This is a genomic window from Chthonobacter albigriseus, from assembly GCF_013839445.1.
Lineage (GTDB): Bacteria > Pseudomonadota > Alphaproteobacteria > Rhizobiales > Pleomorphomonadaceae > Chthonobacter > Chthonobacter albigriseus.
Genome location: NZ_JACDIT010000004.1, coordinates 335,749 through 350,428 on the forward strand (window position 1 = coordinate 335,749; position 14,680 = coordinate 350,428).

Annotated in this window: 13 protein-coding genes and 1 pseudogene; 9 read left to right on the plus strand and 5 right to left on the minus strand. The window is 68.4% G+C overall.

What is annotated here, in order from left to right:
- Window positions 1-297 precede the first annotated feature (297 nt).
- Window positions 298-1,443 carry a glycosyltransferase family 2 protein gene (locus HZ321_RS13865; protein WP_181702950.1) on the plus strand — a complete coding sequence of 382 codons (1,146 nt, stop codon included), beginning with the start codon at window positions 298-300 and terminating at the stop codon, window positions 1,441-1,443.
- A gap of 3 nt (window positions 1,444-1,446) precedes the next feature.
- Here HZ321_RS13865 and HZ321_RS13870 read toward each other — a convergent pair whose 3' ends face one another.
- The gene (locus tag HZ321_RS13870; RefSeq protein ID WP_181702952.1) at window positions 1,447-1,659 is read right to left on the minus strand and encodes a hypothetical protein; all 213 of its coding nucleotides are present in this window, start codon (window positions 1,657-1,659) and stop codon (window positions 1,447-1,449) included.
- Window positions 1,660-1,989: 330 nt separating this feature from the next.
- Between HZ321_RS13870 and parE the strand changes: the two genes are divergently transcribed.
- Complete coding sequence (gene parE / locus HZ321_RS13875) at window positions 1,990-4,071, plus strand: DNA topoisomerase IV subunit B (RefSeq protein ID WP_181702954.1); 2,082 nt, start codon at window positions 1,990-1,992, stop codon at window positions 4,069-4,071.
- Window positions 4,072-4,105: 34 nt separating this feature from the next.
- On the opposite strand, the gene HZ321_RS13880 is transcribed toward parE, so the two are convergent.
- Entirely contained in the window at window positions 4,106-4,960 is an 855-nt protein-coding gene (locus HZ321_RS13880; protein WP_181702956.1) for a sterol desaturase family protein, read from the minus strand.
- A gap of 62 nt (window positions 4,961-5,022) precedes the next feature.
- Window positions 5,023-5,958, minus strand: a complete 936-nt coding sequence (locus HZ321_RS13885; RefSeq protein ID WP_181702958.1) for a sulfurtransferase — start codon at window positions 5,956-5,958, stop codon at window positions 5,023-5,025.
- Window positions 5,959-6,157: 199 nt separating this feature from the next.
- Between HZ321_RS13885 and HZ321_RS13890 the strand changes: the two genes are divergently transcribed.
- From HZ321_RS13890 to HZ321_RS13895, 3 genes and pseudogenes are all read left to right on the plus strand, one after another.
- Window positions 6,158-6,565, plus strand: a complete 408-nt coding sequence (locus tag HZ321_RS13890) for a PadR family transcriptional regulator (RefSeq protein ID WP_244635854.1) — start codon at window positions 6,158-6,160, stop codon at window positions 6,563-6,565.
- A 64-nt stretch (window positions 6,566-6,629) separates the two neighbouring features.
- Window positions 6,630-6,728, plus strand: a pseudogene (locus HZ321_RS21945) (FAD-dependent monooxygenase); the annotation flags it as partial.
- Window positions 6,729-7,002: 274 nt separating this feature from the next.
- The gene (locus HZ321_RS13895; RefSeq protein ID WP_342343851.1) at window positions 7,003-8,133 is read left to right on the plus strand and encodes an NAD(P)-binding domain-containing protein; all 1,131 of its coding nucleotides are present in this window, start codon (window positions 7,003-7,005) and stop codon (window positions 8,131-8,133) included.
- Window positions 8,134-8,137: 4 nt separating this feature from the next.
- Here the strand turns inward: HZ321_RS13895 and HZ321_RS13900 are convergent, their stop codons facing one another.
- Window positions 8,138-10,279 carry a heavy metal translocating P-type ATPase gene (locus tag HZ321_RS13900; protein ID WP_181702961.1) on the minus strand — a complete coding sequence of 714 codons (2,142 nt, stop codon included), beginning with the start codon at window positions 10,277-10,279 and terminating at the stop codon, window positions 8,138-8,140.
- Between the two features lie 71 nt (window positions 10,280-10,350).
- Here HZ321_RS13900 and HZ321_RS13905 point away from each other — a divergent pair, with 71 nt between their 5' ends.
- The 3 genes from HZ321_RS13905 (at window position 10,351) to HZ321_RS13915 (ending at window position 12,306) form a co-directional block, all read left to right on the plus strand.
- Window positions 10,351-10,776, plus strand: a complete 426-nt coding sequence (locus HZ321_RS13905) for a MerR family transcriptional regulator (RefSeq protein WP_181702963.1) — start codon at window positions 10,351-10,353, stop codon at window positions 10,774-10,776.
- Window positions 10,777-10,894: 118 nt separating this feature from the next.
- Window positions 10,895-11,515 carry a DUF2076 domain-containing protein gene (locus HZ321_RS13910; protein ID WP_181702965.1) on the plus strand — a complete coding sequence of 207 codons (621 nt, stop codon included), beginning with the start codon at window positions 10,895-10,897 and terminating at the stop codon, window positions 11,513-11,515.
- Window positions 11,516-11,670: 155 nt separating this feature from the next.
- Complete coding sequence (locus HZ321_RS13915) at window positions 11,671-12,306, plus strand: hypothetical protein (RefSeq protein WP_181702966.1); 636 nt, start codon at window positions 11,671-11,673, stop codon at window positions 12,304-12,306.
- Between the two features lie 96 nt (window positions 12,307-12,402).
- Here the strand turns inward: HZ321_RS13915 and HZ321_RS13920 are convergent, their stop codons facing one another.
- On the minus strand, window positions 12,403-13,113 hold the full coding sequence (locus HZ321_RS13920) for an alpha/beta fold hydrolase (RefSeq protein ID WP_181702968.1): 711 nt from the start codon (window positions 13,111-13,113) through the stop codon (window positions 12,403-12,405).
- A gap of 211 nt (window positions 13,114-13,324) precedes the next feature.
- On the opposite strand from HZ321_RS13920, the gene HZ321_RS13925 reads away from it, so the two are divergent.
- On the plus strand, window positions 13,325-14,680 hold a 1,356-nt coding region (locus HZ321_RS13925; RefSeq protein WP_181702969.1), incomplete at its 3' end, for a DEAD/DEAH box helicase.

A 14,680-nucleotide genomic window follows, 5' to 3' on the forward strand; every position in this document is an offset into this window, starting at 1 on the left:
CTGGAGGACACGCCGACTTAACGGCGACCGGCTATACCGACAGGCTGCTGGCCCAGCACGACGGTCGTGCGGGGCCCGGTTTCACGGCGATGCCTGCGTGCGAAGGTCGTCCTGTTCTCGGTTACGCATCTGTCTGATGTCTTGATTATGGTGTAGACTGAGGGTTGACTGAATTTTATTTGTCATTGTCAACGACCACGACAGCCAAGCCTTTCCGGGATCCAGTGAGCGCCGTTTCATTCATTGGGGGGCGCGGACGCCTTTCGGTTGACCGGAAGGTCCGCGAGTGGTGACGCGATGGACGATCTGAAGCGTGGCGGACTGCCGCTCGTGTCGGTGGTCGTGCCGGCCTACCAGGCGGAAGCGACGATCCGCGCGACGCTCGCGTCCGTGGTCGCCCAGACCTATCCGAACCTCCAGATCGTCGTGGTGGACGACGGCTCGCGCGACCGCACCGCCGACATCGCCGCCGAATTCGCCGCCGCCGACCCGCGCGTCACCGTGATCCGCCGCGCCAACGGCGGCGCATCGGCCGCGCGCAACACCGGCATCGCCGCGTCGAGCGGCGAGTTCATCGCCCCGATCGACGCCGACGACATCTGGCATCCCCGCCGGGTGGAGGCACACGTGCGGGCGCTGCGGAACGCCGGCCCGGAGGTCGCGCTCGCCTACTCGCCCTACCGCCTGATCGACCGCGACGACCGGATCATACGCTCCTACCGGCGCTACGACCTTTCCGGCCAGGTGGTTCACCGGCTGCCCTGGTTCAACATGATCGCCAACGGCAGCGGCTTCACGGTGCGCAGGTCCGCGGCCGAGGAGGTCGGCGGCTTCCAGGACTGGCTCCGAGACGAGAGCCTGGAGGGCAACGAGGATCTCTACTTCCAGATCGAGGTCGCGACGCGACACCACTTCGTGGCCGTTCCCGAATATCTCGTCGGCTACCGGATGGTCGAAGGCAGCATCTCCGACAACCATCGCCGGATGTGGACTTCGCGCGCCCGGACGCATCAGGTCGCCCTCCGCCGTTATCCTGCGCTGCGCAATCTGCCCTACCAGATCTCCAGCATGCCCTTCGTCCGCAACCTGTTCTCGCTCGACATCAGGCGCAAAGGCGTCGGCGCGGCGCTGCGCCAGGCCCTGCTCTGGACCGGTCGCTTTCCGCTGACGCCAATCGCGCTGCCCCTACTCACGCTCGCCTCCACCTGGCGGAAGCTGGCCCGGATCGCACCGGAAGCCGATCCGGCACCCGAACTCGTCGGAAAGGCGTTCCTGGACGTCGATCCCGCGGTCGGTCGGTGGTTCGAGCCGACCGGCCTGGAACGGCTGTTCGGCGGCTATTTGGAGCGCTTGGACGCGAGCTACGAGCCGCGTTCGGAGGCCGCCGGGCCGCGTCTTGCGATCGAGCCGATGATCGGCCGGAAACATCCCGCGCCGCAGTGACCGTCAGAGCAGGGTCAGGAACACGCTGGCGACGGCGGCGACGGTGAGCATCCGCATCCCGCCGTCGAAGGGACGGCGGCTGGCATGAACGGTCGGCTGAGCGCCGACCTCGACCAGTCCGGCGCGCGCCGCGATCAACCGCCGGCCGACAGCGTCGGCCTTTTCAGCCAGCGCGGCAAGCTCTGCAACACCGGTCTCAAGCTTCGGCGCGGACATCGCGGTATCCAGGTCCATGGCCGGACGGAAGAGGCGATCCGGCTCTGACAATGTAGGGCGCCGTCGTTAATGCACCGTCACCGCCGCCGGTTCCGCGGCACCGGCATCGCCGCGAACATTCAGAGAACACACCTCGCTCCCGCCGCCGAAGCGTGCCAAAATCAAACAGGCCGAATCAGTGGGTAACCTGCGCGCAATCGGCGCCGATCCCGTCTCGTCCTTGACAGGGGTGCCGATCGGCGTGTTTCCGTGCCTACGGGGCATGGTCGTCGGAGGAGTGTGGCCGCGTTTGCCGCAGCACGGGACAAGAGCAGGATCACCGGACACACGATGACCGATCGCGACGACCTCTTCAGCGACATCGCGGGCGCTGTGCCCGTCACCGGCGATCCGGCGCCGGCCGCCCGCCCCGCCAAGGCGCCCGCCCGCGCCAAGCCCACAGCAGCGGCGGCTGCCGCTCCGGTTGCGCCGCGCATGACAACGGCGAGCGAGGGCGAATACACCGCTTCCGCCATCGAGGTTCTGGAAGGGCTGGAGCCGGTGCGCCGCCGGCCGGGCATGTACATCGGCGGCACCGACGACAAGGCGCTGCACCACCTCTTCGCAGAGGTGATCGACAACTCCATGGACGAGGCCGTGGCCGGCCACGCCTCCTGGATCGAGGTGCATCTGGGCGCCGACGGCTTCCTGACCGTCACCGACAACGGTCGCGGCATCCCGGTCGATCCGCATCCCAAGTTCCCGGACAAGTCGGCCCTGGAGGTGATCATGTGCACCCTCCACGCCGGCGGCAAGTTCGACAGCAAGGTCTACGAGACCTCCGGCGGCCTGCACGGCGTAGGCGTGTCGGTGGTGAACGCCCTGTCCGAGGTGCTGGAGGTGGAGGTCGCCCGCGGCCGCCAGCTCTACCGGCAGACCTTCTCGCGCGGCGTGCCGCAGGGTGGATTGGAGCGCTTGGGCGAGACGATGAACCGCCGCGGCACCCGCGTGCGCTTCAAGCCCGATTTCCAGATCTTCGGGCTCGACGCCCGCTTCGACCCGGCGCGCCTGTTCAAGATGGCGCGTTCCAAGGCCTATCTGTTCGGCGGTGTCGAGATCCGCTGGTCCTGCGACCAGACGCTGGTGGCCGGCAAGACAACGGCGTCGGAAGCCGTGTTCAAGTTCCCCGGCGGGCTGAAGGACTTCCTGGTGGAGGCCCTGGAGGGCGAACGCCGGGTGGCCGAGGAGATCTTCGCCGGGAAGGTGGGCAACGGCGGCCACGGCTCGGTGGAGTGGGCGGTGGCGTGGTACGGCGGTGACGGCTTCGTCAATTCCTACTGCAACACCATCCCCACACCGGAAGGCGGCACCCACGAGCAGGGCCTGCGGTTCGCCCTCACCCGATCGCTGAAGACCTACGGCGAGATGGTGGGCAACAAGCGCGTGGCGCAGGTCACCCCCGACGACGTGATGACCTCGGCCGGCGCGCTGCTCTCCGTTTTCGTGCGCGAGCCGGAGTTCGTCGGCCAGACCAAGGACAAGCTGGCGACCGCCGAGGCGAGCCGGATCGTGGAGAACGCGGTCAAGGACGCCTTCGACCACTTCCTGACCGGATCGCCCGCCCAGGCCGGCCGGCTGCTGGAATGGGTCATCGAGCGCGCCGACGAGCGCCTCCGCCGCCGCCAGGAGAAGGACGTCGCCCGCAAGACCGCGACGCGCAAGCTCCGCCTGCCCGGCAAGCTCGCCGACTGCTCGCAGACGGCCGCCCAGGGCTCCGAGATCTTCATCGTGGAGGGCGACTCGGCCGGCGGCTCCGCAAAGCAGGCGCGCGACCGGGCGAGCCAGGCCGTGCTGCCGCTGCGCGGCAAGATCCTCAACGTGGCGAGCGCCGGGCGCGACAAGCTCGCGGCCAACCAGCAGCTCTCCGACCTGCTGCAGGCGCTCGGCGTCGGCACCCGCTCGCACTACCGCGAGGATGACCTGCGCTACGACAAGGTGATCGTGATGACCGACGCCGACGTCGACGGCGCGCACATCGCCTCGCTGCTGATCACCTTCTTCTACCGCGAGATGCCGCAGCTGATCCGCGGCGGCCACCTCTACCTCGCCGTTCCCCCGCTCTATCGCCTGACGCACGGCGGCAAGACCTCCTACGCCCAGAACGACCGCGACCTTCAGGCGGTGCTCGCCCGCGACTTCAAGAACAAGAAGCCGGAGATCGGCCGCTTCAAGGGCCTCGGCGAGATGAACCCGCAGCAGCTGAAGGAAACCACCATGGATCCGAAGTCGCGCACCCTGCTGCGCGTGATGCTGGTGGAAGACGAGGCCGCGATGACCGCCGACAGCGTCGAGCGGCTGATGGGCAACAAGCCGGAAGGCCGCTTCGCCTTCATCCAGGAAAACGCCGAGTTCGCGACCGACCTCGATATCTGAGACCGGCCGCAAACCGCGTTGCGAGTGGGTCGCCCTACTCGGCGGGCGTCGCGGGATCGGCGGCGCGGCCGCGCGTCGGGTCCGGACGGCCGAAGCTGTACTTGCCGACCAGCCCCCGGAACGGCAGGAGCAGGATGCCGACAAGGCCGAGCTGCTTGGGATCACGGTATTCGGAAAGCCCGATCTCCACGCCGTCGTGGCCCTTGATCGGCGCGTGCCGCATGGTGCCGCAGAGGCGATCCCAGATCGACAGGAAGAATCCGAAGTTCGAGTTGGTCTCCTCCGGGATGACCGAATGGTGCACCCGGTGCATGTCCGGCGTGCAGAACAGCCAGCGCAGCACCCGGTCGACCTTCTCCGGGATGCGGATGTTGCCATGGGTATAGACGGCGGACCCGTTGAGCACCGCCTCGAACACCACGACGACCCACGGATCGACGCCGAACGCGGCCACCAGCATCGCCTTGTAGACCAGCGAAATCAGGATCTCGAGCGGGTGGAAGCGCGTGCCGGTGGTGAGATCCACGTCGAGGTCGGCGTGATGCACCTGGTGCAGCCGCCAGAACACAGGCAGCGCGTGGCTCATCACGTGCTGCAGGTAGATGGCGAAGTCGAGGATCAGGAAGGCCGCGATGCCTTCCAGGAGCGGCGGCCAGTCGAGCGCGTTGAACAGCCCCCAGCCATGGTCGCGGGCGTAGATCGCCGTGGCGTAGGCGGCGGCCCCGAGGGTCAGCCGCTGGACGATGACGTCGATCACCAGGATGCCGATGTTGATGCGCCAGCGCTCCGCGCGCGACTGGACGCGATCCTTTTTCGGAACGCGCCATTCGGCGATCGCCACCGCGACGAAGATGGAAAGAAAGATCCCGAACCGCAGCGCCGCTTCCATGTCCCGTGCCCCCGATCATGCGACGGGGGCGGCGCACACCGACCGCCCCCGAGGATGAAACCTCAGTTCGTCTCGAGCGGATACTGCTCTTCCGGGGAGGCCGACCATTCCCACATCGAGCCCGCGTAGTTCCGGGCCTTCACGCCGGCGTCGTTGAGAACAGCGGTGACGAAGCCGGAGCGGATGCCGCCGGTGCAATAGGAGACGACCTGCGTGTCGTCCTTGACGCCGAGCGAGGCGAGTCGGGCCTTCAACTCGTCCTTGGGCAGGATCTTGCCGTCGGCCCCGACGAGGTCCTTGTAGAAGATGTGCTTGGCGCCCGGAACATGGCCGCCGCGGGTCTCGCCATAGGGCGTCTCGCCGGCGTATTCGCGCGGCTCGCGCGTGTCGAGGATCACGAGGTTGGCCGCGCCGATCTCCGTCCGCAGTTCCTCCTTCTTGATCTCGTAGGCTTCGGTGCGGGCGACGGTGAAGCTGCCCGGAACGGCAGGCGCCTTGATGGCGAGCGGACCGGGTCCGGTCAGCGCGGCGATCCCGCCGTCGACCAAGTAGGCCTGCTTGTGGCCGAGGGTGCGCAGCGTCCAGACGATCCGGCCGTCCTCGCCCCAGCCCTTCGCCGTGTCAGCGACGGCGATCACCGGGACTTCGGCCGATACGCCGAGCGCGCGCAGCTTCTCCGAGAGAGCGGCGTCGTCCTCCAGCAGCTGGCCCTTGTTCGGCAGGTCCGGCTTGGTGAAGTCCTGCCAGATGACCGCGACGGCACCGTCGAGCGGTTCGGCCGACTTCAGGTCCGCGCCGCGGGTGTCGAGCACCAGGGCGCCCTTTTCCACAAGGCTGCGGGCGGCGGCGGCGTCGACGACCCAGCGGGAGGCGTCGACCGCAGTTTCCGCGGCGTGGGTGACGGGGACAAGAACGGGAGCCGCGGCGAGCGCCACGGCAAGGCCGAGGGATGCGATCGCACCGCTGAAGGCACGCCGCGTCAGGAGCAAGGTTTTCATGCGTATCCTCCTCGAAGGCCCGGCACCTGCCGGGACCGACGCCATCCTGGTCATGGACGCAACGGACAGGAAGAAATGGTCTACTATTCGAGTCGAGTATTCCTCCAGGCCGTTCCAAATCACGCCGGTTTCGGAGAAATCCGGATCCCTTGACACCTCACCCCTCGAGGCGTAGCGTCAGCCCATGCCTAGACCCTCGATGCATGCCGTTCCGAAGCCGACGCCGGACCTGTCCAGCAGGGCCTACTGGAACGGCACGATCAAGATGAGCCTGTCGAAGTTCTTCATCCTGCGCGTCCTGCACGACGCGCCGATGCACGGCTACGACATCGCACGGACGGTGGAGCGCGCCACCAACGGCTGCTGCTCGCCCTCGGAGGGGACGATCTACCCGGTGCTGCGGGAGTTCGAGGAAGGCGGCTATGTCACCTTCGAAACGGAGGTGGTCGGCGGGCGGGAGCGCAAGGTCTACACCCTGACCGACAAGGGGCGTGACGCCCTGCGCGTGGCGATCGACGCCTGGATGGAGATCACCGACGCGCTGGTGCACGCCGACAAGGTGGTGCCGCGCGGCGAAACCGGACAAGTGGATACCTGCTGCCCTTGACCGTGTCGGCAGGTTTCCAAGCATCGACCATCGAGGTATCGACGGTCGGAAGGAGGAGGACAGGATGGACGACGCACTTCCCGTGGCCGTGATCGGCGCAGGCCCCGTGGGTCTGGCGGCTGCGGCCCACCTCGTCGAGCGCGGCATTGCGCCGATCGTGTTCGAGAAGGCAGCCCGCGTTGGCGCTTCGCTGCTCGACTGGGGTCACGTGCGCGTCTTCTCGCCCTGGTCCTACAACGTGGATGCGGCGGCGGGGCGGCGGCTGGGGGCGGCCGGGTGGCGGGCCCCCGAGCCCCAGGCGCTCCCCCCCCTGCCCCACCAGGGGGGGTGGGGGGGCGGGCCGGCTGGGGGAGGCACCCGCCTGGCAGGCCCCGAACCCGAAGGCGCTCCCGACCGGCGGCGAGATCGTCCGCCGCTACCTGGAACCGCTGGCCGCCGTGCCCGCCGTCGCCGCCGGCCTGAGGCTGAGCGCGACAGTGACTGCGGTCACCCGCCGCGGGCTCGACAAGATGACGGACCGCGGCCGCGGCGACACGCCCTTCGAGATCCGCTGGACGGCGGCGGACGGTGTCCAGCACCGGACCCTCACCCGCGCGGTGATCGACGCGTCCGGGACCTGGGCGACGCCGAACCCGATGGGCGCCGACGGCCTGCCGGTGCCCGGCGAGGCGGAGAACCGTGACCGGATCGCCTATGGCATCCCCGACGTCTACGGGCGCGAGCGCGCCGACTACGCCGGCCGTCGCGTGCTGGTGGTCGGCAGCGGCCATTCCGCGATCAACGTCGCGCTGGACCTGATCCGGCTGCAGGGCGAGGCGCCCGGCACCGAAGTGCTCTGGGCGATCCGACGAGCCGGCATCGACCGCCTGCTCGGCGGCGGGCTCAACGACCAATTGCCCGAACGCGGCGCGCTCGGCCTCGCCGCCAAGGCCGCGATCGAAAATGGCAGCCTGGAGATGCTCGCGCCCTTCGCCGCCGAGCGAATCGAGCGGACGGCGGACGGCCTCAGCATCGCCGGCCGCCAGGGCGACCGGGAACGGACGCTCGTCGTCGACCGGGTCGTTGTCGCGACCGGGCTGCGTCCCGACCTCTCCATCCTGCGCGAACTGCGGGTGGCGCTTGATCCGGCGGTGGAAGCACCCCCTGCCCTGGCGCCGCTGATCGACCCGAACCTCCACTCCTGCGGATCGGTGCCGGCCCACGGGGCAGCCGAGCTCGCCCAGCCGGAGCCCGGCTTCTACATCGTCGGCTCAAAGAGCTACGGCCGCGCGCCGACCTTCCTGATGGCGACCGGCTACGAGCAGGTGCGCTCGGTGGTGGCGATGCTGGCCGGCGACGTGAAGGCGGCCCGCGAGGTGCATCTCGTGCTGCCGGAAACGGGCGTCTGCAGCACCGCGTCGATCGTCGGGCCGGAAGCCGGCTGCTGCGGCGGTCCCGCGCCGGCGAAGGCGGACGCCTGCTGCGCCGCCGACGCGGTCGCCAAAACGGCCGGCGCCGCCGGTTGCGGATGCGGCACGCCGGCGCCTGCCGTGGTCGACGAGAAGGTGCCCGCGACCGCCTGCTGCTGAGGGTTCAGGCCGCGCCGCGCCAGCCGAGCAGCCGCATGGCGTTGGCCGTGACGAGCACGGTGGCGCCGGTGTCGGCCAGGATGGCCGGCCACAGGCCGGTGACGCCGAGCAGCGTGGTGACCAGGAACACGGCCTTCAGCCCCAGCGCGATGGCGATGTTCTGGCGGATGTTGGCCATCACCGCACGCGACAGGCCAACCATGTCCGCGATATCCATGACGCGGCCGTGCAGCACCGCCGCGTCGGCCGTCTCCAGGGCCACATCGGTCCCGCCGCCCATGGCGATGCCGACGTCGGCGGCGGCGAGCGCCGGCGCATCGTTGATGCCGTCGCCGACCTTGCCGACGATCGCCCCGCGCGCCTTGAGGTCGAGGACGATCCGCTGCTTGTCTTCCGGCATCAGCTCGGACCGGACCTCGATGCCGAGCCCCGCGCCGACCGCCTCGGCGGTGCGGCGGTTGTCGCCGGTGAGCATGATCGCCGAGATACCCGCCGACCGGAGCGCCGCGAGCCCGCGGACGGCATCCTCGCGCGGTTCGTCGCGCAGCGCGATGGCGCCGGCCAACGCCCCATGGGCGACGAGCACCGAGACGGACTTGCCCGCCTCGGTGAGCGCCGCGATCGCTGCCGCCTGCTCCGGCGAGACCGGCGCCCGCTCCGCAGCGGCGGCGGGCGAGCCGAGGAAGACGTCGACGCCACCGACCCGACCGACGACGCCCCTGCCCGGGATCGCCGCGCTCGCGCCCGCGGGCGGGACCGGCACCTTCGCTTCCGCCGCCCTCGCGAGGATCGCCAGCGCAAGCGGATGGCTGGAGCCCGCCTCCAGCGCCGCCGCCAGCGACAGCACAACCGCGGCATCGCGTCCGAAGGGCAGCACGTCGGTCACCACGGGTCGGCCCCGGGTGAGCGTCCCCGTCTTGTCGAAGGCGACCGTCGTGAGGCGGCCGACGGTCTCCAGCACCGCGCCCCCCTTCATCAGCAGCCCCCGCCGTGCACCGGCCGAGAGCCCCGCCGCGATCGCTGCCGGGGTGGAAATGACGAGCGCGCACGGGCAGCCGATCAGGAGAACCGCGAGCGCCTTGTAGATCCACGCGCTCCAGTCCGCGCCGGCGAGCAGCGGCGGCAGCACGGCGGTGAGGGCTGCAACGGCGACGACGGCGGGCGTGTAGAAACGCGAGAACCGATCGATGAACCGCTCGGTGGGGGCCTTGCTCTCCTGCGCCTCCTCCACCAGCCGCACCACCCGCGCGATGGTGTTGTCCTCGGCCGTGGCGGTGACGCGGACCCGCAGAACGCCGTCGCCGTTCATCGTGCCCGCAAAGACCGGATCCCCGGGCGCCTTGCGTTTCGGCACACTCTCGCCGGTGACCGGCGCCTCGTCGACGGCGCTTTCTCCCTCCGTGACGACGCCGTCCGCCGGCATCCGGTCACCCGGGCGGACCAGGACCGTCGCCCCTATCGCCAGGCTGTCGGCCGGCACCTCGGAGAGCTCTCCGTTCCGCTCCAGACGGGCGATCTTCGGCACGAGCCGGGTCAGGCCCTGGATGCCGGCCCGGGCGTGCGACGCGGCGAACCCCTCCAAGAGTTCGCCGACGAGAAAGAGGAGCACCACCACGGCCGCCTCCTCTGTCGCGCCGATGATCACTGCGCCCAACGCGGCGATCGTCATCAGCGCTTCGATGGAGAACGGCGTGCCGGCAAGAGCCGCGAGTACCGCGCGCCGGGCAATGGGGAGGAGTCCGACCGCGAGCGCGACAAGGAAGGCCGACACGGCGATCGACGGCCGGAGATGACCGACGCCATAGGCGACGGCAAGGGCGACAGCGCTGGCGATCGTCAGCCGCGCCTTGGTCGAGGACCAGAACGGACGATCGGACCGCTCATGCTGGTGCGCGTGCCCGGACCCGGCGTGATCGCCGACCGCCTGGACCAGCTTCGAGGGATAGCCAAGCGCAGCGACCGTACGGGCCAGCGCCCGCAGGTTGATGTCCGGCGCATGGGTCACCGTCATTGTCGCCGCGGTAACCGACACGCTCACATCCGAGACGCCGGGGACGCGGCGCACGGCGGTGTCCACCTTCGCTGCGCAGGAGGCGCAGTCCATGTTCTCCACCTGGAAGCGAGAGATCGTCTGCGGTGCCGTCATGGAGCCCTGTGTCCTTGAAGTCTGCGGACCGGGACGATACGTCCTCCAGTGACTAGAGGAGCAAGCGAAAAATGCAGGCGGGCGTATCGATCGGTGAAGCGGCACGGGTGAGCGGCGTCAAGGTTCCGACGATCCGCTACTACGAGCAGGTCGGGCTGCTGCCCGAACCGCCGCGGACGGAGGGCAACCGGAGGCTCTATGAGGCGCGGCACCTCAGCCGGCTGGCGTTCATCCGCCACGCCCGCGAACTCGGTTTCGAGGTGGATGCGATCCGCACTCTCCTGGATCTGCAGGACCACCCCGGACAATCCTGCTCGCCGGCCGACTCGATCGCCCGCCTGCGCCTGCAGGATGTGAAGGAGCGGATCGCCAGGCTGAACGCCCTGAAGGCCGAGTTGGAGCGGATGATCGAGGGTTGCTCGCACGGCACTGTCGCCGAATGCCGGGTCATCGAAGTGCTGGCCGACCATGCCAAATGCGGCCACCCCGGCCATTGAGCCGGTGCGCCACGCCGCAGTCTTCCCCATTGCAGCGGCCCGCCCTTGGAACCTTCGCCGACTGCTCCGACATAGAGAGCAGGGACGCGCGGCGTGCCGCAACGGCCGGGAGGTTTCGATGAACGAACAGGAACGTGAACTGATCCGCGGACTTTTCGACCGCCTGGCGCGCCTGGAGAGATCCGGCCCGCCGCGCGACGGCAGCGCCGAGAACTATATCCACGACCAGCTCGCCCGGCAGCCCGGTGCGCCCTACTACATGGCGCAGACCATCATCGTGCAGGAAAAGGCGCTGGAAGCGGCGCAGGCCCGCATCGAGGCGCTGGAACGCGGCAACGCCAGCCCTCGGGCCGACGATCGGTTCAGCGGACCCTGGGGCCAGTCAGGCCGGCCCTCGATGCGCCCCGACCCGAGCACCTTCGACCCGCCGCGCGGCCGCGACCCGCAAGGCTTCGGGCGCCCGGGCTTCGGCGGCGGCGGCTTCGGCGGCGGTGGCTTTCTGGCGGGAGCGGCCCAGACCGCGATGGGCGTTGCCGGCGGCGTCCTGCTCGGCAACATGATTGCCGGCCTGTTCGACGGCAACGACGGCAGCGGTTTCGAGACCGCCGGCACGGATGCGAGCGCCGACTCCGCGGCGGACTCGGCCGAACCGGATGCTGGCGCCGCCGACGTGCAGGACGCCAGCTTCTCCGATCCCGGCGTGGACGAAGGCGGTTTCGACTTTGGCGACGAGATCTGACGCCCGAAGACGGACGCCATCAAGTGGCTATGCCGGGCCTCCGCAGCTCAAATCTGCCGAACGTGGTCTTCGGAATTGCAACCACACGATTCGCGTGCTATGATTGTCATATTAAGTATTGCGTATGATGAAATTGACAATTCTGGAGATTTTCTATGAAGACCGTCGCCGGGCGCTTAGCCCGTGTCGCGATCGCCGCATCCGTGGCGTTCGTCCTTGGCGCGGCCAGCGCGTCTGCCAACACCTTCACTGACGGCACCCTCTCGACCTACACGGGCAACAACGCCACGAGCCCGGTCTGGAAAGAACGTGGAAACGGGAGTGCTCTGACCAGCGTCGGGGGCGCTGCGCAGATCGCGAACACCTTGTTCTCCGGTCTGTTCCAGTCGTTCACGGTAGCCGCGAACACCGCCTATTCAGTCAGCTTCCAACTCAAGCTGACCTCGCGCAACACCGCGAACCCCCTCTATGCCTTCTCGGCCTTCGCCACATCCAACTTCACCGGCGGGACCGACCTCTTCGCGACACTGTCCAACATCAAGCTGGTCTTCACCAACCTGAACGCGCCCTCGTCCAGCTTCCAGACCTACTCCTACCAGTTCCAGTCGGGCAGCTCTGGCAACGTGGCGGTCGGCTTCGGCGGTTCGATCGGCGGACAGGGCAATCTGCAGTTCGACAACATCACGGTGCAGGCTGTGCCCGGGCCAGTCCTCGGCGCTGGTCTGCCGGCGCTCCTCGGCCTGTTCGGGTACCGCTGGCTGGCCCGTCGCCGCGGGTCGGCGACGGCCTGAACGAGAAATCCGCGAAATCCGGACGGTCGCGACCTCGTTTCGCGGCCGTTCTTTATTCAAGAAACGTCGCCATACCTCAGAGATGTCGCCATCGCCTCACCGCGAGGCTTCGACGTCCGCCAGAAATTGCACCAGCGCGTAGGTGACGGCGGCAGGTCGTTCCAGGCTGGACAGGTGACCGCAGACCGGCATGGTCGCAAGCCGCGCGCCTGGAATGCCGTCGGCGATCTCCTGCGCGACCTCGGGCGGCGTGATCGCATCGCCGTCGCCGACCACCACCAGGGTCGGACAGACGATGCGGCCGAGATCTGGCCGCGAATCCACCCGGGACATGATGGCCGTCTGTTGGCGAATGAAGACCTCCGCGCCCGTGTTTTCGGCCATCGTCCGGACAGTGCCGGCCAGCGACACGTCGCCGAGACGGCTCTGATGCACCAGCGCCGAAAACTGTAGGCCCGGTACCTCGTGGAAACGGCCGGCCTCCGCGACCCCGATCAACCGCTCCCGCCGCTCCTTGGATTCGGCGCTGTCGGGACGCGCGGTGGTGTCCATCAGCACGAGCACCGACACCCGCTCCGGAACCTTGCGCATAAGTTCGAAGGCGATGTAGCCGCCCATTGAAAGACCGACCAGCACGAACCGGGCCGGTAGTTCGCCGACAAGCGCGTCCGCGATCTCCTGGATCGAGCGATGACGTCGGTGATTCGCCACGATGACTGTCCGCTCGCCTTCAAGCGCCGCGATCTGGCTTGCAAAGAGCGTACTGGTGCAGTTCAGACCGGGTACGAAAACAACCGGATCACTCATCCCTCACCTCGTCTCATCTTTGTTGCCGGATAAGCATTGCACAACGATTTCCGCGGAAACACATCGGAAACCAGCGGAAACGATTGACATTCACGCGTTCGTCCCTATTTTCGTGACCAATTCCTTCATGGCCGCGCGCCGAGACATCAGTTGGCTGAGCGGCTCCTTTTACCAGATCCTCGACCCCTTAGGGTTGAACTGCACGAGTAACATGAACTTCTCAGATCTTGGCCTCAGCGACAAAGTCCTGGCTGCCGTCGTGCAGGCCGGCTACACCCAGCCTACCCCGATTCAGGAGCAGGCCATCCCGCACGCGGTCAACGGCCGCGACGTGATCGGCATTGCGCAGACCGGCACCGGCAAGACGGCCGGCTTCGTGCTCCCGATGATGACCTTGCTGGAAAAGGGCCGCGCTCGCGCCCGCATGCCCCGCACTCTCATCCTGGAGCCTACGCGCGAACTCGCTGCCCAGGTCGAAGAGAACTTCATCAAATACGGCATCAACCAGAAGCTCACCGTGGCGCTTCTGATCGGCGGCGTCTCCTTCGACGAGCAGGACAAGAAGCTCGCCCGCGGCGTTGACGTCCTGATCGCCACCCCGGGCCGGCTACTCGACCATTTCGAGCGCGGCAAGCTGCTGCTCAACGGCGTCGAGATCCTGGTGATCGACGAAGCCGACCGCATGCTCGACATGGGCTTCATCCCGGACATCGAGCGCATCTGCAAGCTGATCACCAAAAAGCACCAGACGCTGTTCTTCTCTGCGACCATGCCGCCGGAGATCCAGCGCCTGACCGAGAACTTCCTCACCGATCCCGTCAAGATCGAGGTTTCCAAGCCGGCCACCACCGCCAACACGGTGGCCCAGCGCCTGATCGCGTCCGGGCACGAGGCCCACGACAAGCGCGCCGTGCTGCGCGATCTCATCGTCGGCGCCGAGGATCTGAAGAACGCCATCGTCTTCTGCAATCGCAAGAAGGACGTCGCGATCCTCTACCGCAGCCTGGAGAAGCACGGCTTCAACGCCGGCGCCTTGCACGGCGACATGGACCAGCGGGCCCGCATGGCCACCCTGGACGCTTTCAAGAAGGGCGTGCTGACCGTTCTGGTGGCGAGCGACGTCGCCGCCCGCGGTCTCGACATTCCTGATGTTAGCCACGTCTTCAACTACGACGTCCCGATCCATGCGGAGGACTACGTCCACCGGATCGGCCGCACCGGACGCGCCGGCCGGTTCGGCACCGCGATCACCATCGTGACATCGGACGACCTGCGTTATCTCTCCACCATCGAGAAGCTGATCGGCGAGGACATCACCTGGCTGAGCGACAAGCCGGTCGCCGATCCCGATCGCCGCCGCCGCGGCAAGCCGACCCGCGCCCGCGAAGGTGGCGAAGAGCGTGTTCCCCGCATGGCGTCGTCCACATCGGCACCCCGCTCGCGTCGGCCAGCCCGGGCCGCGGAACTCGGCGCCGAGGGGGACGAAGCCCGCTCGCCGCGGGCTGCCGCCGAGCCGCGCGCCCCGCGTGCGCCTCGCCCCGCCGCCGAACCGCGCGCGCCGCGCCCC